General features: G+C 71.4%; 19 protein-coding genes. 9 read left to right on the plus strand and 10 right to left on the minus strand.

The annotated features are described in order from the left end of the window. Positions 1 to 889: 889 nt before the first annotated feature. The gene (locus tag ACZ67Q_RS16465) at positions 890 to 1,351 is read right to left on the minus strand and encodes an SseB family protein (protein WP_363265242.1); all 462 of its coding nucleotides are present in this window, start codon (positions 1,349 to 1,351) and stop codon (positions 890 to 892) included. Positions 1,352 to 1,512: 161 nt separating this feature from the next. Here ACZ67Q_RS16465 and ACZ67Q_RS16470 point away from each other — a divergent pair, with 161 nt between their 5' ends. The 3 genes from ACZ67Q_RS16470 (at position 1,513) to ACZ67Q_RS16480 (ending at position 5,116) form a co-directional block, all read left to right on the plus strand. Then, positions 1,513 to 3,339, plus strand: coding sequence for an acyl-CoA dehydrogenase (locus ACZ67Q_RS16470; protein ID WP_471182705.1), 1,827 nt, complete (start codon positions 1,513 to 1,515; stop codon positions 3,337 to 3,339). Positions 3,340 to 3,459: 120 nt separating this feature from the next. Next, positions 3,460 to 4,773 carry a M18 family aminopeptidase gene (locus ACZ67Q_RS16475; protein WP_471182109.1) on the plus strand — a complete coding sequence of 438 codons (1,314 nt, stop codon included), beginning with the start codon at positions 3,460 to 3,462 and terminating at the stop codon, positions 4,771 to 4,773. Between the two features lie 88 nt (positions 4,774 to 4,861). Further along, a complete protein-coding gene (locus ACZ67Q_RS16480) occupies positions 4,862 to 5,116 on the plus strand; it encodes a DUF6458 family protein (RefSeq protein ID WP_361630009.1) in 255 nt (84 codons plus the stop codon). An 80-nt stretch (positions 5,117 to 5,196) separates the two neighbouring features. Here the strand turns inward: ACZ67Q_RS16480 and ACZ67Q_RS16485 are convergent, their stop codons facing one another. Next, positions 5,197 to 7,023 carry an NHL domain-containing thioredoxin family protein gene (locus ACZ67Q_RS16485; RefSeq protein WP_471182113.1) on the minus strand — a complete coding sequence of 609 codons (1,827 nt, stop codon included), beginning with the start codon at positions 7,021 to 7,023 and terminating at the stop codon, positions 5,197 to 5,199. A 29-nt stretch (positions 7,024 to 7,052) separates the two neighbouring features. Beyond that, positions 7,053 to 7,445 carry a cupin domain-containing protein gene (locus ACZ67Q_RS16490; RefSeq protein ID WP_471182115.1) on the minus strand — a complete coding sequence of 131 codons (393 nt, stop codon included), beginning with the start codon at positions 7,443 to 7,445 and terminating at the stop codon, positions 7,053 to 7,055. A gap of 52 nt (positions 7,446 to 7,497) precedes the next feature. Here ACZ67Q_RS16490 and ACZ67Q_RS16495 point away from each other — a divergent pair, with 52 nt between their 5' ends. Both ACZ67Q_RS16495 and ACZ67Q_RS16500 read left to right on the plus strand, forming a co-directional pair. After that, a complete protein-coding gene (locus ACZ67Q_RS16495; protein WP_471182118.1) occupies positions 7,498 to 8,481 on the plus strand; it encodes a GlxA family transcriptional regulator in 984 nt (327 codons plus the stop codon). After that, entirely contained in the window at positions 8,478 to 8,972 is a 495-nt protein-coding gene (locus ACZ67Q_RS16500) for an LURP-one-related/scramblase family protein (RefSeq protein ID WP_471182121.1), read from the plus strand. The genes ACZ67Q_RS16495 and ACZ67Q_RS16500 overlap by 4 nt, the downstream gene beginning before the upstream one ends. A 593-nt stretch (positions 8,973 to 9,565) precedes the next feature. Here the strand turns inward: ACZ67Q_RS16500 and ACZ67Q_RS16505 are convergent. Beyond that, a complete protein-coding gene (locus ACZ67Q_RS16505) occupies positions 9,566 to 10,363 on the minus strand; it encodes a carbon-nitrogen family hydrolase (protein ID WP_471182123.1) in 798 nt (265 codons plus the stop codon). 193 nt (positions 10,364 to 10,556) lie between these two features. Between ACZ67Q_RS16505 and ACZ67Q_RS16510 the strand changes: the two genes are divergently transcribed. Continuing rightward, positions 10,557 to 11,381: a maleylpyruvate isomerase family mycothiol-dependent enzyme gene (locus tag ACZ67Q_RS16510; protein WP_471182125.1), complete on the plus strand. Its 825-nt coding sequence runs from the start codon at positions 10,557 to 10,559 to the stop codon at positions 11,379 to 11,381. Between the two features lie 63 nt (positions 11,382 to 11,444). On the opposite strand, the gene ACZ67Q_RS16515 is transcribed toward ACZ67Q_RS16510, so the two are convergent. Then, the gene (locus tag ACZ67Q_RS16515) at positions 11,445 to 12,752 is read right to left on the minus strand and encodes an MFS transporter (RefSeq protein WP_471182128.1); all 1,308 of its coding nucleotides are present in this window, start codon (positions 12,750 to 12,752) and stop codon (positions 11,445 to 11,447) included. Then, positions 12,749 to 13,411 carry a GntR family transcriptional regulator gene (locus ACZ67Q_RS16520; protein ID WP_471182130.1) on the minus strand — a complete coding sequence of 221 codons (663 nt, stop codon included), beginning with the start codon at positions 13,409 to 13,411 and terminating at the stop codon, positions 12,749 to 12,751. Before ACZ67Q_RS16520 ends, ACZ67Q_RS16515 begins: the two co-directional genes overlap by 4 nt. A gap of 241 nt (positions 13,412 to 13,652) precedes the next feature. Between ACZ67Q_RS16520 and ACZ67Q_RS16525 the strand changes: the two genes are divergently transcribed. Continuing rightward, positions 13,653 to 14,561, plus strand: coding sequence for a D-alanyl-D-alanine carboxypeptidase family protein (locus tag ACZ67Q_RS16525; RefSeq protein WP_471182132.1), 909 nt, complete (start codon positions 13,653 to 13,655; stop codon positions 14,559 to 14,561). 201 nt (positions 14,562 to 14,762) lie between these two features. Then, positions 14,763 to 15,743, plus strand: a complete 981-nt coding sequence (locus tag ACZ67Q_RS16530) for a BRO-N domain-containing protein (RefSeq protein WP_471182134.1) — start codon at positions 14,763 to 14,765, stop codon at positions 15,741 to 15,743. Positions 15,744 to 15,840: 97 nt separating this feature from the next. Here the strand turns inward: ACZ67Q_RS16530 and ACZ67Q_RS16535 are convergent, their stop codons facing one another. From ACZ67Q_RS16535 to pdhA, 3 genes are read right to left on the minus strand one after another with little or no spacing between them, the layout of a single operon-like run. Then, complete coding sequence (locus tag ACZ67Q_RS16535) at positions 15,841 to 17,271, minus strand: dihydrolipoamide acetyltransferase family protein (protein WP_471182137.1); 1,431 nt, start codon at positions 17,269 to 17,271, stop codon at positions 15,841 to 15,843. Between the two features lie 10 nt (positions 17,272 to 17,281). Then, complete coding sequence (locus ACZ67Q_RS16540; RefSeq protein WP_471182139.1) at positions 17,282 to 18,262, minus strand: alpha-ketoacid dehydrogenase subunit beta; 981 nt, start codon at positions 18,260 to 18,262, stop codon at positions 17,282 to 17,284. A 1-nt stretch (position 18,263) separates the two neighbouring features. After that, on the minus strand, positions 18,264 to 19,502 hold the full coding sequence (gene pdhA / locus ACZ67Q_RS16545; RefSeq protein WP_471182141.1) for a pyruvate dehydrogenase (acetyl-transferring) E1 component subunit alpha: 1,239 nt from the start codon (positions 19,500 to 19,502) through the stop codon (positions 18,264 to 18,266). Positions 19,503 to 20,126: 624 nt separating this feature from the next. Between pdhA and ACZ67Q_RS16550 the strand changes: the two genes are divergently transcribed. Beyond that, on the plus strand, positions 20,127 to 21,170 hold the full coding sequence (locus ACZ67Q_RS16550) for a phosphotransferase (RefSeq protein WP_471182144.1): 1,044 nt from the start codon (positions 20,127 to 20,129) through the stop codon (positions 21,168 to 21,170). 137 nt (positions 21,171 to 21,307) lie between these two features. Here ACZ67Q_RS16550 and ACZ67Q_RS16555 read toward each other — a convergent pair whose 3' ends face one another. Beyond that, complete coding sequence (locus tag ACZ67Q_RS16555; protein ID WP_471182147.1) at positions 21,308 to 22,984, minus strand: protein kinase domain-containing protein; 1,677 nt, start codon at positions 22,982 to 22,984, stop codon at positions 21,308 to 21,310. Positions 22,985 to 23,248: the final 264 nt, after the last annotated feature.

Here is a 23,248-nt window from a genome sequence, read left to right on the forward strand (position 1 = left end):
CCTCACGGTCGTACGCACGCCCTGCGCGGCTGCGCGCCCGCATGATCCGGGGTGCGGGACTGGACGGGCCCGTCCGGATCGAGGCGGCGACGGGTGAGGCGACGCGGGCGCGCCCCGCCCCCGCATCCGCGGCACCGAACCGCCGGACCCGAGAGCCGACAGACCGGCCCCGACCACCACGGAACACGCCGCCCACCAGCGCAGACGCGGCGACCGAGAACGCATCGTCATCGGCTCCCCCCACACCACGGCCGCCCCACCGGCACTCGGACCGGCCCGCCCGCGCGCCTCGCGGCGCAGGCGACCCCCTCCTGGACGCGCCACGGGGCCGGGGTACGACGGCGGTGGCGCGCGGCCGGCGAGCCAAGGCAGCCGGGGTGCCGCGTGGAAGTGCGACCGCGCCACGCGGCCGGGGAGTGCGGCGGCGACACCGCGCGGGCCCACCCGGCCGAGGCAGGCGCCGTCCCGCCCAGCCGGAAAGCGCAGCCGTCCCGCGCAGCCGGGATGCGCGGCCGTCGCCTCGCGGCGCAGGCGACCGCCTCCTGGACGCGCCACGGGGTCGGGGGTACGGCGGCGGTACCGCGCGGGTCCACCCGATCAAAACAGGCGCCGTCCCGCCCAGCCAGGAAGCGCAGCCGTCACACGCGGCCGGGAAGCGCGGCCGTGCCGCGCTGGACGGCCGTCAGCCGACCCGCCCCCGCGTCTCGCCGCCCGGCTTCGGCGACCGGGGTGACGGCTGTCGGCGGCCAGATCGGCACAGCAGCCCGGCGCCGCACCCCTCGGAGCACGGCACCGGCCGCGGTCCCACCGCCCCTGGGCGCCCCGGCGAGCGGAGGAAGCCGTTCAGCAGGCGTCCATCGCTGCTCCCGCCCGGCCCCCGGGGGGAACGTCAGCCGTACATGCGGCGCATCGCGAAGTCGACCATCTGTTCGACCGCCTTCGCGTCGAAGACCATGCGGTGCTCGCCCTCCATGTCCAGGACGAAGCCGTAGCCGGTCGGCAGCAGGTCGATCACCTCGGCGCCGGTGATCACGAAGTACTTGGACTCCTTGCCCGCGTAGCGGCGCAGTTCCTTGAGCGAGGTGAACATCGGGATCACCGGCTGCTGCGTGTTGTGCAGCGCCAGGAAGCCGGGGGTGTCACCGCGCGGGCAGTACACCTTCGACGTGGCGAAGATCTGCTGGAAGTCCTCCGGCGACATCTGCCCGGTGGTGAAGGCGCGCACGGCGTCGGCGAGGGACGGCGGCGACGGCTCGGGGTACAGCGGCGGCTGCTGCCCGTATCCGCCCGCCATCGGCTGCTGCGGCGGGGCGTACTGCTGCTGGGCGCCGTTCTGGTCGTAGCCGTACATGACCGTAAGCGTACTGACACCATGGCGAGGGGTGGGTCACAGATACCCGGATCGGGGTTGCGAGATATTACCGACGGGTAGCATCATCGTAGCTACTTGCTGGTACGTGTAAAGGCGCGAGGAGTCCAGTGCCTCGCCGAATCCTCAACGGAGCCGTCACCATGGGGCACTACAAGTCGAATCTCCGCGACATCGAGTTCAACCTCTTCGAAGTACTGGGGCGCGACAAGGTGTACGGCACCGGCCCGTTCGAGGAGATGGATCTCGACACCGCCAAGAGCGTCCTGGAGGAGCTGACCCGCCTCTCCGAGAACGAGCTGGCCGCGTCCTTCGCCGACGCCGACCGCAACCCTCCGGTCTTCGACCCGGAGACCAACACCGCGCCCGTCCCGGCGTCCTTCAAGAACAGCTACCAGGCGTTCATGGACTCCGAGTACTGGCGCCTCGGCCTGCCCGAGGAGATCGGCGGCACCACCTCGCCGCGCTCCCTGATCTGGGCGTACGCCGAGCTGATCCTGGGCGCCAACCCGGCCGTGTGGATGTACTCCTCGGGCCCCGCGTTCGCCGGCATCCTCTTCGAGGAGGGCAACGAGGTCCAGAAGCACATCGCCAAGATCGCGGTCGAGAAGCAGTGGGGCTCCACCATGGTCCTCACCGAGCCGGACGCCGGCTCGGACGTGGGCGCCGGCCGCACCAAGGCCGTGCAGCAGGAGGACGGCTCCTGGCACATCGAGGGCGTGAAGCGCTTCATCACCTCCGGTGAGCACGACATGTCGGAGAACATCCTCCACTACGTGCTCGCCCGCCCCGAGGGCGCCGGCCCCGGCACCAAGGGCCTGTCCCTTTTCCTCGTCCCGAAGTACCTCTTCGACTTCGAGACCGGCGAGCTGGGCGAGCGCAACGGCGTCTACGCCACCAACGTCGAGCACAAGATGGGCCTCAAGGCGTCCAACACGTGCGAGATGACCTTCGGCGACCAGCACCCCGCCAAGGGCTGGCTGATCGGCGACAAGCACGACGGCATCCGTCAGATGTTCCGCATCATCGAGTTCGCCCGCATGATGGTCGGCACGAAGGCGATCTCCACGCTCTCCACCGGCTACCTCAACGCGCTGGAGTACGCCAAGGAGCGCGTCCAGGGCCCGGACCTGGCCAACTTCATGGACAAGACCGCGCCCAAGGTCACCATCACCCACCACCCCGACGTGCGCCGCTCGCTGATCACGCAGAAGGCGTACGCCGAGGGCATGCGCGCCCTCGTCCTCTACACCGCCTCGATCCAGGACGCGATCCAGATCAAGGAGGCGAACGGCGAGGACGCCTCCGCGGAGATCGCGCTGAACGACCTGCTCCTGCCGATCGTCAAGGGTTACGGCTCCGAGAAGGGCTACGAGCAGCTCGCCCAGTCGCTGCAGACCTTCGGCGGCTCCGGCTTCCTGCAGGAGTACCCGATCGAGCAGTACATCCGGGACTCCAAGATCGACACCCTGTACGAGGGCACCACCGCGATCCAGGGCCAGGACTTCTTCTTCCGCAAGATCGTCCGCAACCAGGGCGCCGCGCTGAACTCCCTCGCCGAGGACATCAAGAAGTTCCTCGCGCTCGGCACCGGCGGCGAGGAGCTGGCCGGCGCCCGCGAGCACCTGGCCAAGGCCGCCGTGGAGCTGGAGGCGATCGTCGGCCTGATGCTGACCGACCTCGCCGCCACCGAGCAGGACACCAAGAACATCTACAAGGTGGGCCTGAACACCACCCGCCTGCTCATGGCCTCCGGTGACGTCGTCGTCGGCTACCTGCTGCTCAAGGGCGCCGCGATCGCCGCCGAGAAGCTGGCCACGGCCTCCGCCAAGGACAAGGCGTTCTACACCGGCAAGATCGCCGCCGCGAAGTTCTTCGCCGCCAACGTCCTGCCCGGCGTCACCTGCGCCCGCAAGGTCGCCGAGGGCGTCGACCTGGACCTGATGGAGCTGGACGAGGCCGCGTTCTAGCAACCGGCCGACACCCGGCGGGGGCCCGCTGTGCCAGCGGAATCCCCTCCACACAGTCCTCACGAGGGCCTGCTCCCGCTTGACCGGGAGCGGGCCCTCGTCCGTCGTTAAGGTGAACCCATGAGCGAACCCTCACGCCCGGCCGCCGCCGCCACACCCTTCGACCGCGGCCACACCGACGACCTGATGACCTTCCTCGCGGCGAGCCCGTCGCCGTACCACGCCGTGGCGAACGCCGCCGAGCGGCTGGAGAAGGCCGGCTTCCGCCAGGTCGACGAGACGGACGCCTGGGACGGGACGAGCGGCGGCAAGTACGTGACGCGCGGCGGCGCCATCGTCGCCTGGTACGTGCCGGAGGGCGCCGCACCCCACACGCCGTTCCGCATCGTCGGCGCGCACACCGACTCCCCCAACCTGCGCGTGAAGCCGCTGCCCGACGCGGGCGCCCACGGCTGGCGGCAGGTCGCGGTGGAGATCTACGGCGGCCCCCTGCTGAACTCCTGGCTCGACCGCGACCTGGGCCTGGCCGGCCGGCTCACCCTGCGCGACGGCAGCACCCGCCTGGTGAACGTCGACCGCCCCCTGCTGCGCGTGCCGCAGCTCGCGATCCACCTCGACCGATCGGTGGGCACCGAGGGCCTCAAGCTCGACAAGCAGCGGCATTCGCAGCCGATCTGGGGCCTGGGCGACGACGTCCGCGAGGGTGACCTGATCTCCTTCCTGGAGCAGGAGGCCGGCCTTCCGGGCGGCTCGGTCACCGGCTGGGACCTGATGACCCACTCCGTGGAACCGCCCGCCTACCTCGGCCGCGACCGGGAGCTGGTGGCCGGCCCGCGCATGGACAACCTGCTGTCGGTGCACGCGGCCGTCGCGGCGCTCACCGCCGTCGCCGCACGCGACCTGCCCTACATCCCCGTCCTGGCCGCCTTCGACCACGAGGAGAACGGCTCCCAGTCCGACACCGGGGCCGACGGTCCGCTGCTCGGATCGGTGCTGGAGCGCTCGGTGTTCGCGCGCGGCGGGTCGTACGAGGACCGGGCGCGCGCCTTCGCCGGCACCGTCTGCCTCTCCTCCGACACGGGTCACGCGGTGCACCCCAACTACGCGGAACGCCACGACCCCACGCACCACCCGCGTGTCAACGGTGGCCCCCTCCTCAAGGTCAACGTCAACAACCGCTACGCCACGGACGGTTCGGGCCGCGCCGTGTTCGCCGCCGCCTGCGAGAAGGCCGGGGTGCCGTTCCAGTCGTTCGTTTCCAACAACTCCATGCCGTGCGGCACCACCATCGGCCCCATCACCGCCGCCCGGCACGGCATCCGCACCGTCGACATCGGCGTGGCGATCCTCTCCATGCACAGCGCACGGGAGTTGTGCGGCGCCGACGACCCGTATCTGCTGGCCAACGCGCTGGTGGCGTTCCTCGGGAGTTAGGAACGCCCGTCCCCCGCATGGGGGTTGACAACCGGGGTACCCGACTGTCCGGGCCGGAGAGACCGGACCGGACAGGGAGGCGACACTCATGGGCCTCGGCGGATGCATCATCCTCATCGCCGTGGGAGCCATTCTCACGTTCGCGACCGACTGGCACATGCAGGGGGTCAACCTCGACCTGGTCGGCATCATCCTGATGATCGTCGGACTGATCGGTGTGTCGACCTTCAGCAGCATCGCGCGCCGCCGGCGCGTCATGGTGCCGCCGACGACGACCACGGTCGTCGAGGAGGAACGGCACCACCACACGCGCGACGGCTACAGCGACGGCTTCGGCGTCTGAGCGGGACAGCTTCGGCGTCCCACCCGTACGGCTTCGGCGGCGCCTGAGGGGGACGGCTTCGACGCCCGACCCGTACGCGCCTACCGCGTCTGCTCGTCCATCCCGGCGAGCACCAGCGGCAGCCGGTCCGCGCCGCCCTCGGTGAGGCGGACCGGGACGCCCCAGTCCTGTTGGTGGACATGGCAGGCGGGGTAGGCGTTGGCCGGGTCGTCGTCGCAGGACGCGGCCATCGCGGAGACGTGCAGGACCCCCTGCTCGACGGCGGGATCGAGGGCGAGGGTGCGGGACAGGTCGGTGCCCGCGCCCTCGCCCTCCAGCAGCAGCTCCGGCGGGGTGGCGGAGACCAGCAGCCGGGTGGACGGGCCGTACCGCGTGTCCAGCTTCTGACCGGGCGGCGCCTGGAAGATGACGTCCAGTCGGAGGGCGCCGGGCGCGACCTCGGTGGCCTGGCGCCGGGTGCGGTGGGCCACGGCCTCCACCCGGACCGCTTCCTCGGGCAGCCGCAGCCGGGTCAGCCGGTGCCGGGCGGACTCCACGACCACGATGTCGTCGCCGGCCAGGACCGCGTCACTCGGCTCCCGCAGATCCGTGGCCAGCGTCGTGACCTCGCCGGTCGCGGGGTCGTAGCGGCGCAGCGCGTGGTTGTAGGTGTCGCACACGGCGACCGAGCCGTCGGGCAGCGCGGTGACGCCCAGCGGGTGCTGCAGCAGCGCCTGGCCGGCGGCGCCGTCGCGGTGGCCGAAGTCGAACAGACCGGTGCCGACGGCCGTGTGCACGCTGCCGTCGGGCTCCACCCAGCGCAGGGCGCTCGTCTCCGAGTCGGCCAGCCACAGCCGCTCGGGTGTGGCCGCCAGCCCGGAGGGCTGCGCGAACCAGGCTTCGCTGCCGGGCCCGTCGACCAGCCCCTCGTTGGTCGTGCCGGCGGTGACGGCCACCGACCCCGTCGCCGGGTCGTAGGCCCACAGCTGGTGCACCCCGGCCATGGCGATCCACACCCGGCCCTGCCACCAGGCCACGTCCCACGGCGACGACAGATCGACCTCACGCGCGGGGCCCTCGGTGGGCGCGCCCTGCATCCACTGCCGCCCGGTCCCGGCGAGCGTGGTGACCTCCCCGCTCACGGGGTCGTAGCGGCGCAGGGCGTGATTGACGGTGTCGGCGACGACCACGGCTTCGTCGTCGAGGAGCGCGAGCCCCTGCGGCTCGTTGAAGGCGGCGCGGTCGGGCCCGCCGTCGGTGAAGCCGCGCACACCGGACCCGATCCGCCGCACCACGCTCTCCCCGTCGGCCTCGAGCTCCACAAGCTGGTGCCGGGTGGTGTCGCTGACCAGGAGGTTCCCGGACGGCAGCAGCAGCGCCTTGCCCGGGAAGCGCAGAGTGGTCGGCTCCGGCTCCGGCGGCACGTACGGCCCCTCACCGCGCCGCAGGGTGCCCTTGGCCGCGTGCTCGGCCTCCAGCTCCGTCACCAGCCGCTCAATGGCGTGCACATGCCCCTCACCGGCGTGCTGCGCGACGACGTACCCCTCCGGGTCGATCACCACGAGCGTCGGCCACGCCCGCACCGCGTACTGCTTCCAGGTCGCGAGCTCGGGGTCGTCCAGCACGGGATGCTCCACGCCGTACCGCTCGACGGCGTCCACGACGGCCCCGTGCTCGGCCTCGTGCACGAACTTCGGCGAATGCACCCCGATCACGACGACGGTGTCCTGATGCTTGGCCTCGAGCTCCCGCAGCTCGTCGAGGACGTGCAGGCAGTTGATGCAGCAAAAGGTCCAGAAGTCGAGAACGACGATACGTCCGCGCAGGTCGGCGAGGCTGTACTGCCGCCCACCGGTGTTCAGCCAGCCACCCTTGCCGATCAGCTCGGGAGCACGGACTCGGGCGCGACGGGATGCGGCGTGGCTCATGGATCAAGGGTGCCACCCGCCTGTGACAGTCAGCTCAGCGCGTGCCCCGTCGTCGCGTCCACATGGGCCGGTACCTCGTCGTGGCGGTCGCCGACCGTGAGGGTGCCCGAGGGTTCGAGGAGCAGGATCTCCGCCGGCCCGGGGGCGTACGGCTTGTGTTCCGTGCCGCGCGGGACCGTGAAGAGCGAGCCCTGTGGCAGGACCACCGTGCGTTCCCCGGACGGCTCGCGCAGGCCGATGTGCAGCTCGCCGGACAGGACCAGGAAGAACTCGTCGGTGTGATCGTGGACGTGCCAGACGTGCTCGCCCTCCACCTTGGCGACGCGGACGTCGTAGTCGTTGACGGTGGTGACGATGCGCGGGCTCCACTGCTCGGTGAAGGAGGCTAGGGCGGTGGCCAGGGAGATCGGTTCGCTGCTCATGGCGTCATCCTGCGGCCGGCCGGGCGGGGCGCGCGAGTGCTAGGAATCGCACATGCCGCAAGGATCCTCGCACCGTGTCGTCCTGATCGTGGACGAGAACTCCAACCCCTTCGAGATGAGCTGCGCCATCGAGGTGTTCGGCCTGCGCCGCCCGGAACTGGGCCGAGAGCTGTACGACTTCGGCCTGTGCGCGGACGGGCCGGCGATCCGGATGCGGGACGGGTTCTTCACCCTCACCGGTGTCGCGGGGCTGGAGGCCGCCGAGGAGGCGGACACGCTGATCGTGCCGAACCGTCCGGACACCGACACCCCGCGCTCCCCGCGCGTGCTGGACGCGGTGCGCCGCGCGCACGCGCGGGGCACCCGGCTCATCGGCTTCTGCTCCGGCGCGTTCACGATCGCGGAGGCCGGACTGCTCGACGGCCGCCGCGCGGCGTGCCACTGGATGTGGGCGCAGTCGTTCCGGGCCCGCTTCCCCGAGGTACGGCTCGAACCGGACGTGCTGTTCGTGGACGACGGCGACATCCTCACCGCCTCCGGCAGCGCGTCGGCCCTCGATCTCGGCCTGCACGTCGTCCGGCGCGACCACGGCGCGGAGATCGCCAACCACGTCTCCCGGCGCCTGGTGTTCGCCGCCCACCGCGACGGGGGACAGCGCCAGTTCGTGGAACGTCCCGTGCCCGCGGTGCCGGACGTGTCCCTCGCACCGGTGCTGGCCTGGGCGCAGGAACGGATCGGCGAGCCGCTCACGGTCGCCGATCTCGCGGCACGCGCGCGTGTCAGCCCCGCCACGCTGCACCGCCGCTTCCGCAGCCAGCTCGGCACGACACCGCTGGCCTGGCTCACGGCCGAGCGCGTCACCCTGGCCCGGCGGCTGATCGAACGCGGCGAGGAACGACTGGACGTGGTCGCCGCCCGCAGCGGACTCGGCACCGCCGCCAACCTGCGGGCGCGGCTGCGGCGCGAGACCGGACTCAGCCCGTCGGCCTACCGGCGGCGTTTCTCGGGGGCCGTCGGGGAAGCGCTCAGAGCATGAGATTCCTCGTGTACGACCGGCTCCTCGGCATCGGTGACGACTACTGGATCGAGGACGACCGTGGCAGCAAGGTCTTCCTCGTCGACGGCAAGGCCATGCGCCTGCGGGACACCTGGGAACTGAAGGACACCCAGGGGCGGGTCCTGATCGACATCCACCAGAAGATGTTCGCCCTGCGCGACACGATGGTGATCGAGCGGGCCGGCGAACCCCTGGCGACGATCAAACGCCGACGGCTGTCCCTGCTGCGCAACCACTACCGGGTGACCCTGGCCGACGGCACGGAGCTGGACGTCAGCGGCAAGATCCTGGACCGGGAGTTCGCCGTGGAGTACGACGGCGAACTGCTGGCCGTGATCTCCCGCCGCTGGCTCACCGTCCGCGACACCTACGGCATCGACGTCATCCGCGACGACGCGGACCCGGCGCTGCTCATCGCGGTCGCGGTGTGCGTGATCCACCTGGCCGAGAAGGAACGGGAGGACGACTGAGACGCCGCGCACCGCGCGAGGGGGGCGGGCGGGGGGGGTGGTCCGTGTTGGGCCGGACCGTGCTCCGGGGGGCCTGCCGTGCCGGGGCCGTGCTCCGGAGGGCCCTGCCGGGCCAAGGGCTGCCATGCCGGGCCTCGGGGCCGTGCTCCGGGGGTGTCATGCCGGGCCAAGGGCTGCCATGCGGGCCTCGGGGCCGTGCTTCGGCACCTGCCGTGCCCGGGCCGTGCTTCGGCGCCTGCCGTGCCCCAGGGCTGTCGTGCCGGGGCCGGGGCTGCGTGTCGGCGCCGCACCGGTGGTGGGCCGGTGCCCGGGCCGGGCCAGGTGCCGGCGCCGTACCCCGGCGGTTGGCCGGTGCCGGAGGCGGAGCCGCCGTGCCGCCGTGCCGCCCTGCCGCCCTGCCGCCGTGCCGCCCTGCCGCCCTGCCGCCCTGCCGCCCTGCCGCCCTGCCGCCCTGCCGCCCTGCCGCCCTGCCGCCCTGCCGCCCTGCCGCCCTGCCGCCGTGCCGCCGTGCCGCCGTGCCGCCGTGCCGCCGTGCCGCCGTGCCGCCGTGCCGCCCTGCCGCCCTGCCGCCCTGCCGCCCTGCCGCCGCGTGGCTAGCGCCGCGGCGGCTCCAGTCCCAGCACCCGGTCCTTCAGCGCCGGGAACTGCTCGCGGGTCGTGGCGACTTTCGCCGGGTCGAACTCCACCGTGAGGACCTCCTCCCCGGCACCCGCCTCGGCGAGGACCTCGCCCCACGGATCCACCACGATCGAGTGACCCGCCTGCGGAACTCCCGCATGCGTCCCGGCCGTTCCACAGGCGAGCACGAACGCCTGGTTCTCCACCGCCCGCGCCTGAGCCAGCAGCGTCCAGTGCCCCCGGCGGCGCTCCGGCCAGCCCGCCGGGATCACCAGGGTCTCGGCGCCCGCGTCGACGAGACCGCGGAAAAGTTCGGGGAAACGGAGGTCGTAACAGGTGGCCACACCGAGCGTCGTCCACGGCAGACGAACCGTCACCAGCTCACGCCCCGCGCCCATGAGCACCGCCTCGCCCTTGTCGAAGCCGAAGCGGTGGATCTTGCGGTAGGCGGCGGCGAGGTCGCCGGAGGGGGAGAAGAAGAGGGAGGTGTTGTAGAGGAGACCGTCGGGGTCACGCTCGGGGATGGAGCCGGCGTGCAGCCACACACCCGCGTCACTCGCGGCCTTGGCCATCGCCTCGAAGGTCGGTCCCTCGAGCCGCTCGGCCTCGGTGCCGAACTCCTCGTAGGCGAAGGCCCCGCACGTCCACAGCTCCGGCAGGACGACGAGGTCCGCGGAACCGGCCTGTTCCCGCACCAAGGAGGCGGCCCGCAGCCGCCGTTCCGCCACCGATTCGCCCTCGTTCACGGCGATCTGGATCAAAGAGGCGCGCACACTACCACCGTCCTGGCAAACGGGCCGCCCGCGCGGGCGGCCACACGGCCTACGATCGTCACGAGAAAGCACTGCCGGGGTGCCTCGGAGCAGCGTAACTTAGCCATTCCAGACACCGCCGAGTGCAGCCGCCTCCCACTGGCACCGCCACCACCACCTGCCCGTGTACCGACCGCCGAGGGGTCCCGTTTCCGTGAGTCTGCATCCCACTCTCCAGCCCTACGCCGATGCCTGGACCCACTCCATCGAGGCGATATCCGAGCTGGTGCAGCCGCTGGCGGACGCCGACTGGAACCGTCGTACCCCCTGCCCGGGCTGGTCGGTGCGCGACATCGTGTCGCACGTCATCGGCCTGGACTGCGAGATGCTCGGCGACCCGCGCCCCATCCACACCCTCCCGCGCGACCTGTTCCACGTCACCAACGACCACCAGCGCTACATGGAGATGCAGGTCGACGTCCGCCGCCACCACACGGCGCCGGAGATGACCGCCGAGCTGGAGTACACGGTCATCCGGCGCAACCGTCAGCTGCGCAACGACTCCCGCGACCCCGGCACCAAGGTGCGCGGCCCCCTCGGCGCCGAGCTCACGCTGGAGGAGTCGATGCGGCGGCACGCCTTCGACGTGTGGGTGCACGAACAGGACCTGCGCACGGCCCTCGGCCGCCCCGGCAACCTGGACTCCCCGGGCGCGCACATCGCCCGTGACGTGCTGCTGGACGCGCTGCCGCAGGTCGTCGCCGAGCGCGCCCAGGCACCGCGCAGCTCGGCGGTCGTCTTCGACGTGCACGGCCCGGTCGAGTTCCTGCGCACGATCCGCGTCGACATCCAGGGCCGCGGCAGCCTGGAGAGCACCCCCGCCCTCGGCCCCGCCGCCACCATCACCCTCGACTGGGAGACCTACGTCCGTGTGGCCTGCGGCCGCGTGAACCCGGACTCGGCGTCGGACCGCATCAAGACGGAGGGCGACCTGGACCTGGCGGCGGAGATCCTGCGCAACTTCGCGGTGACGCCGTGAAGCCGTGAGGCTGTGACTCCTTGACACCATGCGGCGGTGACGCGAGAGCGGTTGGGCCGAACCTCACGCCGGCACGTGCACCGTCTCCACCCGGCTCGCCACCAACCGCTCCCGCTCCCTGCGCGCCGCGCGCCTGCGCAGCCGCAGGATCTGCGAGACACCGAGCGCCTGGAGCACGAACACGGCCGAGAACGCCACGGTGTAGTCGTCCCCGGTGGCGTCCAGCAGCACGCCCACCGCGAACAGGGTCGTCATGGAGGCCACGAAACCGCCCATGTTCGTGATCCCGGACGCCGTCCCTTGCCGCTCCGGCGGATTCGCGGGCCGTGCGAAGTCGAAGCCGATCATCGACGCCGGACCGCACGCCCCGAGCACCGCGCACAGTGTGATCAGCAGCCACATCGGGGCGTGTGCGCCGGGGTAGGCGAGCGTGGCCGCCCACAACAGCGCCGTCGTCCCGACGGTGCCCAGCGCCAGCGGCAGCCGCGCCTCGTGGTGCCGGGCGACGATCTGGCCGTAGACCAATCCGATGACCATGTTGGACAGCACGACGAGGGTGAGCAGTTCGCCGGCCGTGGCGCGGCTGAGCCCCTGGTCCTCGACGAGGAACGGCAGCCCCCACAGCAGCAGGAACACCATCGCCGGGAACTGTGTCGTGAAGTGCACCCACAGCCCCAGCCGGGTCCCCGGCTCCCGCCAGGACGCGGCGATCTGCCGGCGCACATAGGCCGGCCCCTGGTGCGTCGGCGGCTCCGGCTCGCATCCCTCCGGGTGGTCCTTGAGGAAGAGCAGCAGCAGGACGAACACGACGACACCGGCGATCGCGCTGCCGCCGAACGCGGCGCTCCAGCCGACGCCGTGCAGCAGCCGCGCCAGCACCAGCGTGGAGACGAGGTTGCCGGCCATGCCCACCAGACCGGCGAGCTGCGCGACCATCGGTCCGCGCCGGGCGGGGAACCAGCGCCCGCCGAGCCGCAGCACGCTGATGAACGTCATCGCGTCGCCGCAGCCCAGCAGCGCCCGCGAGGCGAGCGCCATGCCGTACGACGGCAGGAAGGCGAAGCCGAGCTGCCCGATCGTGAACAGCACGACCCCGAGGCCCAGCACCTTCTTGGTGCCGAGCCGGTCCACGAGCAGGCCGACGGGTATCTGCATGCCGGCGTAGACGAGCAGTTGGAGGATGGAGAAGGTCGACAGCGCGGAGGCGCCCACGTGGAAGCGCTCGACGGCGTCGAGGCCGGCCACCCCCAGGGACGTACGGAAGATGACGGCGACGAAGTAGACGGCGACGCCGATGGACCAGACGGCGATCGCGCGCCGTCCGCCCGGCGGGTCACCCGGCAGGGCGGGGGCGGAGGTCGGGGAACTCATCGGACCTCCCCCCGGGCCAGGTGGGAGAACCAGCCCACGTGCCGGTGCACGACACCCACGGCCTGCTCAGCGTCGCCGGAGCGCAGCGCGGCGAGGATCTCCTCGTGCTCGGCGAGGGTCTTGGCGATCCGGTCGGGGTGGGAGTGCATGACGGCGACGCCCATCCGCAGCTGCCGGTCGCGCAGCTGGTCGTACAGGCGCGAAAGGATCTCGTTGCCGCCGCTGCGCACGATCTCGGCGTGGAAGCAGCGGTCGGTGACGGCCGCGGCGGCGAGGTCGCCGGCGGCGGCCTGCGCCTTCTGCTTCGCGAGCAGCTGCTCGAGCCGCTCGATGAGTCCCGGCGGGGCGGGCACGGCCTTGCGGGCCGCGTGCTCCTCGACCAGCAAACGCGTCTCGACGACGTCGGCGATCTCCTGGGCGGAGACCGGCAGGACGAGGGCTCCCTTCTTCGGGTAGAGCCTGATCAGCCCCTCCACCTCGAGCCGCAGCAGCGCCTCGCGCACCGGGGTGCGGGAGACTCCGACGGCCTCGGCGAGTTCCCCCTCGGTGAGGAGGGTGCCGCCTTCGTAGCGGCGGTCCAGGACGCCCTGCTTGACGTGGGCGTAGACGCGGTCGGCGGCGGGCGGTTGCTTCACGGGTGCGGACGGGGCGGATGGCATGCCGACAGGATAGATACATCACGTACGCAAGCGGCACCCCGTTCCAGCATCCGGACCGGGGGTGCACCCCTCCCCCGCCGTTCCCCCCTTCCACCGCCCCGGGAGGGTGACGAACCGAACTGCCCCCGAACCGTGTACAACCATGTGCGCCAGGTACGCGTCATACCTGTGCGGCCTCACCTGCTTTCCCCTCAACAGGCCGCTCCCTAAGGGGCATTCACACATAATCGGGGTATCTCAGTTGATTACCGCCATTTCCGGCATCAAGGGCATCCGGCTCCGTCGTGCCGCCGCGGTCACCGTGACCGCCGGCGCCCTGCTCACCACCGGCGCCCTCACCGCGGCCCCCGCGCAGGCCGTCACGACGCCGTCCATCGTGGCCAAGGGCGGCTACGTGATGAACAACGGCACCGGCAAGGACCTGTACAACAAGGCAGCGGACACCCGGCGTTCCACCGGTTCCACCACGAAGATCATGACCGCGAAGGTCGTGCTCTCGCAGCCGAACCTCAACCTGGACGCCAAGGTCACCATCCAGAAGGCGTACAGCGACTACGTCGTCTCCAAGAACGCCTCGCAGGCCCACCTGATCGTCGGCGACAAGGTCACCGTCCGCCAGCTGCTCTACGGGCTGATGCTGCCCTCCGGCTGCGACGCCGCCTACGCGCTGGCCGACAAGTTCGGCACCGGCACAACCCGCGACGCGCGCGTGAAGTCCTTCATCGGCAAGATGAACGCCAACGCCAAGAGCCTCGGCCTGAAGAACACCCACTTCGACTCCTTCGACGGCATCGGCAACGGCGGCAACTACTCGACGCCGCGCGACCTGACGAAGATCGCCAGCAGCGCGATGAAGAACGCCAACTTCCGCGCGATCGTGAAGACGAAGTCCTACACCGCGAAGACCATCACCAAGACGGGCAGCACCCGCACGATGGGCACGTGGACCAACACCAACACGCTGCTGAGCAGCTACAGCGGCACCATCGGCGTCAAGACCGGCTCCGGCAAGGAGGCCGGCTACTGCCTGGTCTTCGCCGCGACCCGGGGCGGCAAGACCGTCATCGGCACGGTCCTGGCCTCGACGAACGCCACGGTCCGCGCGCAGGACGCCACGAAGCTCCTGAACTACGGCTTCTCGAAGGCCTGACACCCGGCACATCGCACACCCGACGGGCCCGCCGCTCCCCAGCGGCGGGCCCGTTGTGCTGCCAACTGCGTTTCCGGGAGGGATGGTTTGGCGCCACCGCAGGCACTTCCGGCTTCGCTTCACTCGCAATCGTGAACATCATCGCCCGGGCTGGCATATTCGATTTCCTGCGCCCTACGTTCCGCGGCGGAGGTGGTTCACATGAACGAACCCAGCAAGCGCCCCGACCGCACGGAGCGGCACGAGGCCATCGACATCAGCGACTTCGTCTACGCGGCGACCGGAGCCCACGTACGGAGGCTGACCATGCCGGACGGGAGCCACTGGTTCCCGGCGGTGGACGTGTGCAAGGAACTCGGGCACACCAACTCGCGCCAAGCGCTCGCGGACCACGTGCCCGATGGGCACCGAGAGATTCTCGAGACCGTAACCGGAGCTTACGGTCTCAGCATTCCTGCAGGCAGGGAGTGGCGGCGAGACCTGAACATCATCTCTCTGCAGGGTCTCATCCTCCTTGTCAACGCCTGCACCAAGCCCGCGTGCGCCCCCTTCAAGCAGTGGGCAGCCGAGGTGATCGAGAGGGTCCAGCGGGAGGGCTCCTGCACCCTCGAAGAGGCGGAGGTGCAGCCCACCGAGCCCGGCGCCCCCATCGCCTACGCCATGCCCGAGCAGGTCGCCGAGGCCATCGTCCGGCTGGAGGCACACAACCTTCAGGTGGACGAGCAGCTTGCGTCCGCACAGCGCGAATCGCTGGCCGTACGGAAGGAGATCCTGGCCACCCAGCAGGCCACTCTGGCCACGGAGCAGGCCGCCCTCGCCGCGCAGCAGGCCATGGCGCGGGCCATGGAACGCATCGCCGACCGGCTCGACCTCTTGGTGCTCTCCCGTCCCACGCCGCCGAGCGACGCTCCCCTGCCGCACGCCACCACGGCTTCTCTGCTGGCCGACTGGCGGCAGCGTCTGTCCGTCACGGAGGACGTCTGGGCGGTGGCCGTGGTGATCGCCCCGGTCCTCGTGGAGAAGGGCGAGCTGCGCGAGCCCCTCGAATCGATCGCGGCCCGCACGGGGCTGTCCGTCCGCCGCGTCAACGAGTGCCTGCGCCTGCTCCGACAGCACGCCTGCATCCGCTCCCGCGGCGGCGCGGAGGACGGGGCGCCGGTGTACGTGCTCAACCAGGGCTGAGCGCCGGCCGGACCGGGGCCGAGAGAAGGAAGGGCGATCGCAAGACGAAGTTGCGACCGCCCTTCCTCGCTTCCGCCCTACCCATGGGCGGTGGCTCTTACGCCCAGCTGATCAGCCGCTTCGGCTGTTCCAGGATCGCTGCCACGTCGGACAGGACCTTGGAGCCCAACTCGCCGTCCACCAGGCGGTGGTCGAAGCTGAGGGCCAGGGTGGTGACCTGGCGTGGCTTGACCTTGCCCTTGTGGACCCACGGCTGGAGCTTGATCGCGCCGACCGCGAGGATCGCCGACTCGCCGGGGTTGAGGATCGGCGTGCCGGTGTCGACGCCGAAGACGCCGACGTTGGTGATCGTCACCGTGCCGCCCTGCATCGCCGCCGGGGACGTCTTGCCCTCGCGGGCCGTCGACACCAGGTCGGACAGCGCGTCGGACAGCTCCGGCAGCGTCTTGGCGTGAGCGTCCTTGATGTTGGGGACGATCAGGCCGCGCGGGGTGGCCGCCGCGATGCCGAGGTTGACGTAGTGCTTGACCACGATCTCCTGGGCCGCCTCGTCCCAGGACGCGTTGATGTCCGGGTTGCGGCGGATGGCGATCAGCAGCGCCTTGGCGATCAGCAGAAGGGGGTTCACACGGCGGCCGGCGAACTCCTTGTCCTGCTTCAGCTCCTCGACCAGCTTCATCGTGCGGGTCACGTCGATCGTCACGAACTCCGTGACGTGCGGCGCCGTGAACGCCGAGCCGACCATGGCCGCGGCCGTCGCCTTGCGGACACCCTTGATGGGGATGCGGGTCTCGCGGCCGGTGTCGTAAGACACCGGGGCCGCCGGGGCGACCACCCTCGGCTCGGGCGCCGGTTCCGTGGCCGGCTCCGTGACCTGCTGCGGGGCCGCCGCCGCGTGGACGTCCTCGCGGGTGATGACACCGTCCGGGCCGCTCGGGGTGACCGTCGCGAGGTCGACGCCGAGGTCTTTGGCGAGCTTGCGCACCGGCGGCTTGGCCAGCGGGCGCGGCCGGTCCACGATCTCCGCGGCGGCGGCGTCCGTCCGGCCGTGGCCGTTCAGCTCCGCCTGGACCGCCGCCGCGGCGGGCTCCAGCGCGGCGGCCGGGGCCTTGCGCGCGCGGCGCTTCGTGGACGAGGTCGCCACGCCGTAGCCGACCAGGACCGGCTGGCGGCCCGAGCCGACGGGCTGCGCGCCCTGCGGTTCCTCCGCCTTCGGAGCCTCGGCCCCCGGGGCCTCGGGCTGCGGTGCCTGCTCGACCGGTGCGCCGCCCGCCACGTCGACCGTGATGATCGCCGTTCCCACGTCGACCGTGGTGCCCTCGGGGAAGCGCAGCTCGCGGACCACACCGTCGTAGGGGATGGGCAGTTCGACGGCCGCCTTGGCGGTCTCGACCTCGCACACCACCTGGCCGTCGGTGACCGTGTCGCCCGGCTGCACGTACCACTTGAGGATCTCGGCCTCGGTGAGTCCCTCGCCCACGTCGGGCATCTTGAACTCGCGTACGGACCCTTCAGTCATCGTCGTCACGACCCTCTCCTCAGTACGCCAGGGCACGGTCGACGGCGTCGAGCACCCGGTCCAGGTCCGGCAGATACTCCTCCTCCAGGCGGGCCGGCGGGTACGGGGCGTGGTAACCGCCCACGCGCAGCACCGGCGCCTCCAGGTGGTAGAAGCAGCGCTCCGTGATCCGGGCGGCGATCTCCGCACCGGAACCGAAGAACACCGGCGCCTCGTGGACGACGACCAGGCGGCGGGTCTTCTCCACCGATGCCTGGATGGAGTCGAAGTCCAGCGGGGAGACCGAGCGCAGGTCCAGGACCTCGAGGTTGCGGCCCTCCTCGGCGGCCGCGGCGGCGACCTCCTGGCAGAGCTTCACCATCGGGCCGTACGCGGCGAGGGTCAGGTCGGTGCCCGGGCGGACCACCTGCGCCTTGTGCAGCGGGCCGGGGATCGCCTCGGTGTTGACCTCGCCCTTGTCCCAGTAGCGCCGCTTCGGCTCGAAGAAGATCACCGGGTCGTCGCTCTGGATGGCCTGCTGCATCATCCAGTACGCGTCGGAGGCGTTGGACGGGGAGACCACCTTCAGGCCCGCCACGTGCGCGAAGAGCGCCTCGGGGGACTCGGAGTGGTGCTCCACGGCGCCGATGCCGCCGCCATAGGGGATGCGGATGACGACCGGGAGCTTGACCTTGCCCAGCGAGCGGGCGTGCATCTTCGCCAGCTGGGTGACGATCTGGTCGTACGCCGGGAAGACGAAGCCGTCGAACTGGATCTCCACGACCGGGCGGTAGCCGCGCAGGGCCAGGCCGATGGCCGTGCCGACGATGCCGGACTCGGCGAGCGGGGTGTCGATGACACGGTCGTCGCCGAAGTCCTTCTGCAGGCCGTCCGTCACCCGGAAGACGCCGCCGAGCTTGCCGACGTCCTCACCCATGATGAGGACCTTGGGGTCGGCTTCCAGGGCGCGGCGCAGCGACTCGGTGATCGCCTTGGCCAGGGCCATCTTCTCCGCTGCCATGTCAGACCCCCTCTGCGTCCGTGAACGACGCCTGGTAGGCGGCGAACTGGGCGCGTTCCTCGTCGACGAGCGCGTGCCCGTCCGCGTACACGTTCTCGAAGATGGCGAAGTGGTCCGGGTCCACCATGGCGCGGACCGCTTCGCGCACTCGTTTGCCCAACGCTTCGCTCTCGGCCTCGAGTTCCGCGAAGAATCCCTCGTCCGCGTGGTTTGAGGCCTCCAGGTAGCGGCGAAGGCGAAGGATCGGGTCCTTGGCCTCCCAGGCGAGCCGTTCCTCGTCACCGCGGTAGCGGGAGGGGTCGTCGGAGGTGGTGTGGGCGCCCATGCGGTAGGTCCACGCCTCGATCAGCGCCGGGCCCTCGCCGCGCCGGGCGCGCTCCAGCGCCCACCGGGTGACGGCGAGGGAGGCCAGCACGTCGTTGCCGTCGACGCGCACGCCCGGGAAGCCGAAGCCCTGGGCGCGCTGGTAGAGGGGGACGCGGGTCTGCTTCTCGTTGGACTCGGAGATCGCCCACTGGTTGTTCTGGCAGAAGAACACGACCGGCGCGTTGTAGACGGCGGCGAAGTTGAACGCCTCGCTCACGTCGCCCTGGCTGGAGGCGCCGTCACCGAAGTACGCGATGACCGCGCTGTCGGCGCCGTCCTTGGCGATGCCCATGGCGTAGCCGGTGGCGTGCAGCGCCTGGGAGCCGATGACGATCGTGTAGAGGTGGAAGTTGTTGCCGTTGGGGTCCCAGCCGCCGTTGTTCACGCCGCGGAACATGCCGAGGAGGTTGGTCGGGTCGACGCCGCGGCACCAGGCGACGCCGTGCTCGCGGTAGGTCGGGAAGACGTAGTCGTCCTCGCGGGTGGCGCGGCCGGACCCGATCTGGGCGGCCTCCTGGCCGAGCAGCGAGGCCCAAAGACCCAGCTCGCCCTGGCGCTGCAGGGAGGTGGCCTCGGCGTCGAAGCGGCGGGTGAGCACCATGTCGCGGTAGAGGCCGCGCAGCTCCTCGGGGGTGATGCCGGCGACGTAGGCGTCGTACTCGGCGTTCTTGACCCGCTTGCCCTCGGGCGTGAGCAGCTGTACGAGCTCGGGCTCGGCGCTCTTCGCGGCGCGGGTGGTGCGGGTGGCGCGCTTGGTACCGGTGGTTCCGGCCGTCTTGCCGCCGGTGGTTCCGGCCGTCGTGCTGCCGTCGGTCCCGGCCTTGCTTGCGGCGCTGCGTCGCGGCTTGCGCGGGGCAGTGCTCTCCACGGTCACGTGTGCTCCTCCGTCGGTCCGGCCCCCGGGGTTGCCGGTTGGCCTGGGGGTCCCCCCTGCTCGTCGAGAGCTTGGGGGAGGCTCACCTGATCCGACCACCGGGCACGGGGTGGGTGCCACTCGGCCGGGAACAGGCGTGACAGGTGCCCCGGCGAGCGCCCTGCAACAATCACGTTACCCAGTGCTCCACATTTCTGTGAAACCCCTCCTGACCTGCGTTTTTACTCGGATTTCCAAGTATTTTTGATAGGAGATCCGAGTACTTCGCCTGGCTTTCGGGGATGCCGCTGGTCACGGCCGTGCAGGGGGCCGGAACAGGGGGCACGTTATCCCGGCCACCCCTGGCTCGGGAAGAGCCTGCGGGTGTCGGCGCCCCGGCGTGTGGAGCCGGATGAATGGCGGCATTAGGCCCCCGGCGGAAGCACGGACCTCGCCCGCCCGGCTGGTTTATACGGAACTTATTCCGGACCGGCGGTGGCCTTACGCCCTTTTCGATGCGGTGACACCTTTCAGCCTCGCCTCCCTCACTCCACTGGACCACTTCCTGCACACCCTGCGACCGTAAATGACTGTCTGTGACAACGCCCAGCTCACGGCCCCGGTTCCTGCCCTAGCATCGGGCGCGTGTCGCGCCCGTGTGTACCACCCCCCGCGCCTCCAGCGCCCCCGTTACGCGCCCTGTTGAGTCGCTACGCCGCCGGTTCCGCGCTCGCCTGCGAGCCGGTCGCCCAGGGCCTGCTGAACCGCGGCTACCACCTGTGCACCACCCGCGGCCGCTACTTCCTCAAGCACCACTCCGACCCCGACACCGCCGATCCGGCCGCGATCGAGCGCCGGCACCGCGCCACCCAGCGCCTGGCCGACCTCGGGGTCCCCGTGGTCCCGCCGCTGGCCGGCCGCGACGGCCGGACCGTCGCCGTGATCGGCGGGCACGCCTACGCCCTGCACCCCTGGATCGACGGCCGCCACCGCCATGGCGGCCAGCTCACCCGGGCCGAGTCCGCCCGCCTGGGTGCCCTCCTGGGCGCCGTGCACGCCTGCCTGGAGCGCGTGATGCCCCCCAAGGGGCGCACTCGGCCCTCCGCGAGCCCCCACCCCGTGGAGAGCGCCGACCCGGCGGCCACCTTCACGCTCATCGACGAGCTCCTCGCGCGCGTGCGCCGCCACCGCCCCGCCGACTCCTTCGACGAGCTGGCCCGCCACCGCCTGCTGGAACGCCGCGAGCTGCTGCAACGGCACGCCGACCGGCGCCCTCCGCGCGGCGGTCCGGTGGGCTGGGTGCACGGCGACTTCCACCCGTTCAACCTGCTCTACCGCGACAAGGCGCCCGCCGCGATCGTCGACTGGGACCGCCTCGGCGTGCAGCCGCGCGCCGAGGAGGCCGTACGCGCCGCCGTGATCTTCTTCGTCCAGCCGGGGGGAACCCTCGATCTGCCCAAGGTGCGTGCCTACGCACGCGCGTACCGGCGCGCCACCGGGGCCACGCCCTTGGAGCTGGGGGCGGCCGTACACCGGGTGTGGTGGGAGCGGCTGAACGACTTCTGGATGCTGCGCTGGCACTACGAGCGCGACGACCGGCGTGCGGACCCGCAGTTCCCGGCGGCGTCCGCGCTGGTGGTGTGGTGGACGCGGCGCTACGACGCGGTGTGCGACGCGTTCACACAGTGATCCACGACCGCGTCCCGCCCCACGCCGCGCGCGTGATGCCCCGTGGAACAGCACGCGGCGTCACCTCCCCTGGAAACACCACGCGCGCGTGGTGCCCCGAGGGGGCTTCACGCGCGCGTGGGGAAGACGACGGGGCGTCAGGGGGTGGTGCCGCTGCCCCCGACGGTCACGCCGGTCGTCGTACCGCTGCCGGTCGTCGTCCCGCCGTTGTTCGTCGTGCCGCCGTCCGTGGTGCCGCCGTTGTTCGTCGTCCCGCCGTCCGTCGTGCTTCCGCCGTCCGTCGTGCCGCCGTCGGTGGTGCCGCCGTCCGTGGTGCCGCCGTTGCTCGTGCCGCCGTCCGTCGGGTTCGAGGACTGGGTGTTGGTGTCGGTCGGCTCGTTGGAGGGCGGGTTGCTGTTCTGCTGCGACGGCGTGTACGACGGGGTGTATGACGGCTGGTTCCACGAGCCGGAACCCGACCCGGTGTTGTCGTCCGACGTCCCGCCCGAGCCGTCGTCGGTCGTCTCGTCGCTCGGCGACGGGCTGGGGCTCTCCTGCGTCTGGGACCGGGAGACGCTCGGCGACGGGGTGGTGTCCGGGTTGCCGCCGTTGGTGCCGGTGCCCTTGACGGCCAGCGCCACACCCGCCGCGATCGCGATCACCGCGAGGACCGCGAGGACCCACAGCTTGCCGCGGCCGCTGCCCTTGTTGCCGTGCCCCTCGAAACCGCCGTCGTCGCCGTTGCCGTACCCGGTGGGCAGGATCGGCTGCGGGATCTGCGCGGTACCGGGGCCGTGGTCGCCGGGGTGCGCCATGACCGCCGTGTGCGCGAAACCGCCCGCCGGGGTGTGCCGGCCGTCGTGCACGGCCACCGGGCCGGTGTTCCAGGTGCCGGTGTGGCCGCCCTGGTCGTACAGCATCTGCAGCGCGTACTGGACCAGGCCGCGCATCTCCTCGGCCGTCTGGAAGCGGTCGTCGGGCTCCTTGGCCAGCGACCGCATCACCAGGCCGTCCAGCTCCGGCGGGCAGCCGTCGGACGCCTCGGACGGCGGCGTGGGGATGTCCTGCACGTGCTGGTAGACCACCGACAGCGGGGTCTCGCCGGTGAACGGCGGCCGCAGCGAGAGCAGTTCGTACAGCAGGCAGCCCACCGCGTACAGGTCGGAGCGGTGGTCGACGGCCTTGCCGAGCGCCTGCTCCGGCGACAGGTACTGCGGGGTGCCCATCACCATGCCGGTCTGCGTCATCGTCGTCGACGCGCCGTGCAGGGCGCGGGCGATGCCGAAGTCCATCACCTTCACGGCACCGTTGTCAGTGATGATGACGTTGGCCGGCTTGATGTCGCGGTGCACGATGCCGTGCTGGTGCGAGTAGGCCAGCGCCTCCAGCACCCCGGAGACGATGATGAGCGCCTGCTCGGGGCCCGGCGCCTCGGCGTTGAGCAGCAGGTCGCGGATCGTACGTCCCTCGACCAGCTCCATGACGATGTACGGCACGCTCTGGCCGCCGACGACGTCCTCGCCGGAGTCGTACACGGCCACGATGGCGTGGTGGTTGAGGCCGGCCACCGACTGGGCCTCACGCGTGAAGCGGGCCTTGGACACCGGGTCCTCGGCCAGGTCGGCGCGCAGCAGCTTGACCGCGACGGTGCGCCCGAGGCGTACGTCCTCGGCCGCGAACACCTCGGCCATGCCACCCCGGCCGAGCCGGTGCGTCAGCCGGTACCGGCCGTCGCCGACAAGCCCGCCGTTGCCCCAGTTCTCCGGCGCGTCCGACATACCGCCGCCAGTCGCCTCGGGGTCGGACGGGCCCTGAGCGCGCTGCTGCTGTGCCATCAGTCCTCGCCGTCGTTTCTGCCCGCGGTGCGCGCGGTGTTGTTACGGTCTCCGTCGGCCACGCTACAGCCTCGGCGCAAGGCGCCGGTCCCGGATGGGCGTGCTGACCGGTACGAGACGGACCGGCCATCAAACCCCGCATCCCTCCGCTCGTGCAAATTCTGTGTACCGGCCGTACGGCGCCTGTAACGCTTCCGCGACGCTTCTTTCGCGTACGGTCACGGAACGGGCACCGAGCTTGACGTGTCAGTGCCCTCGGGCAGA

It is taken from the genome of Streptomyces sp. NPDC036813, from assembly GCF_055609245.1.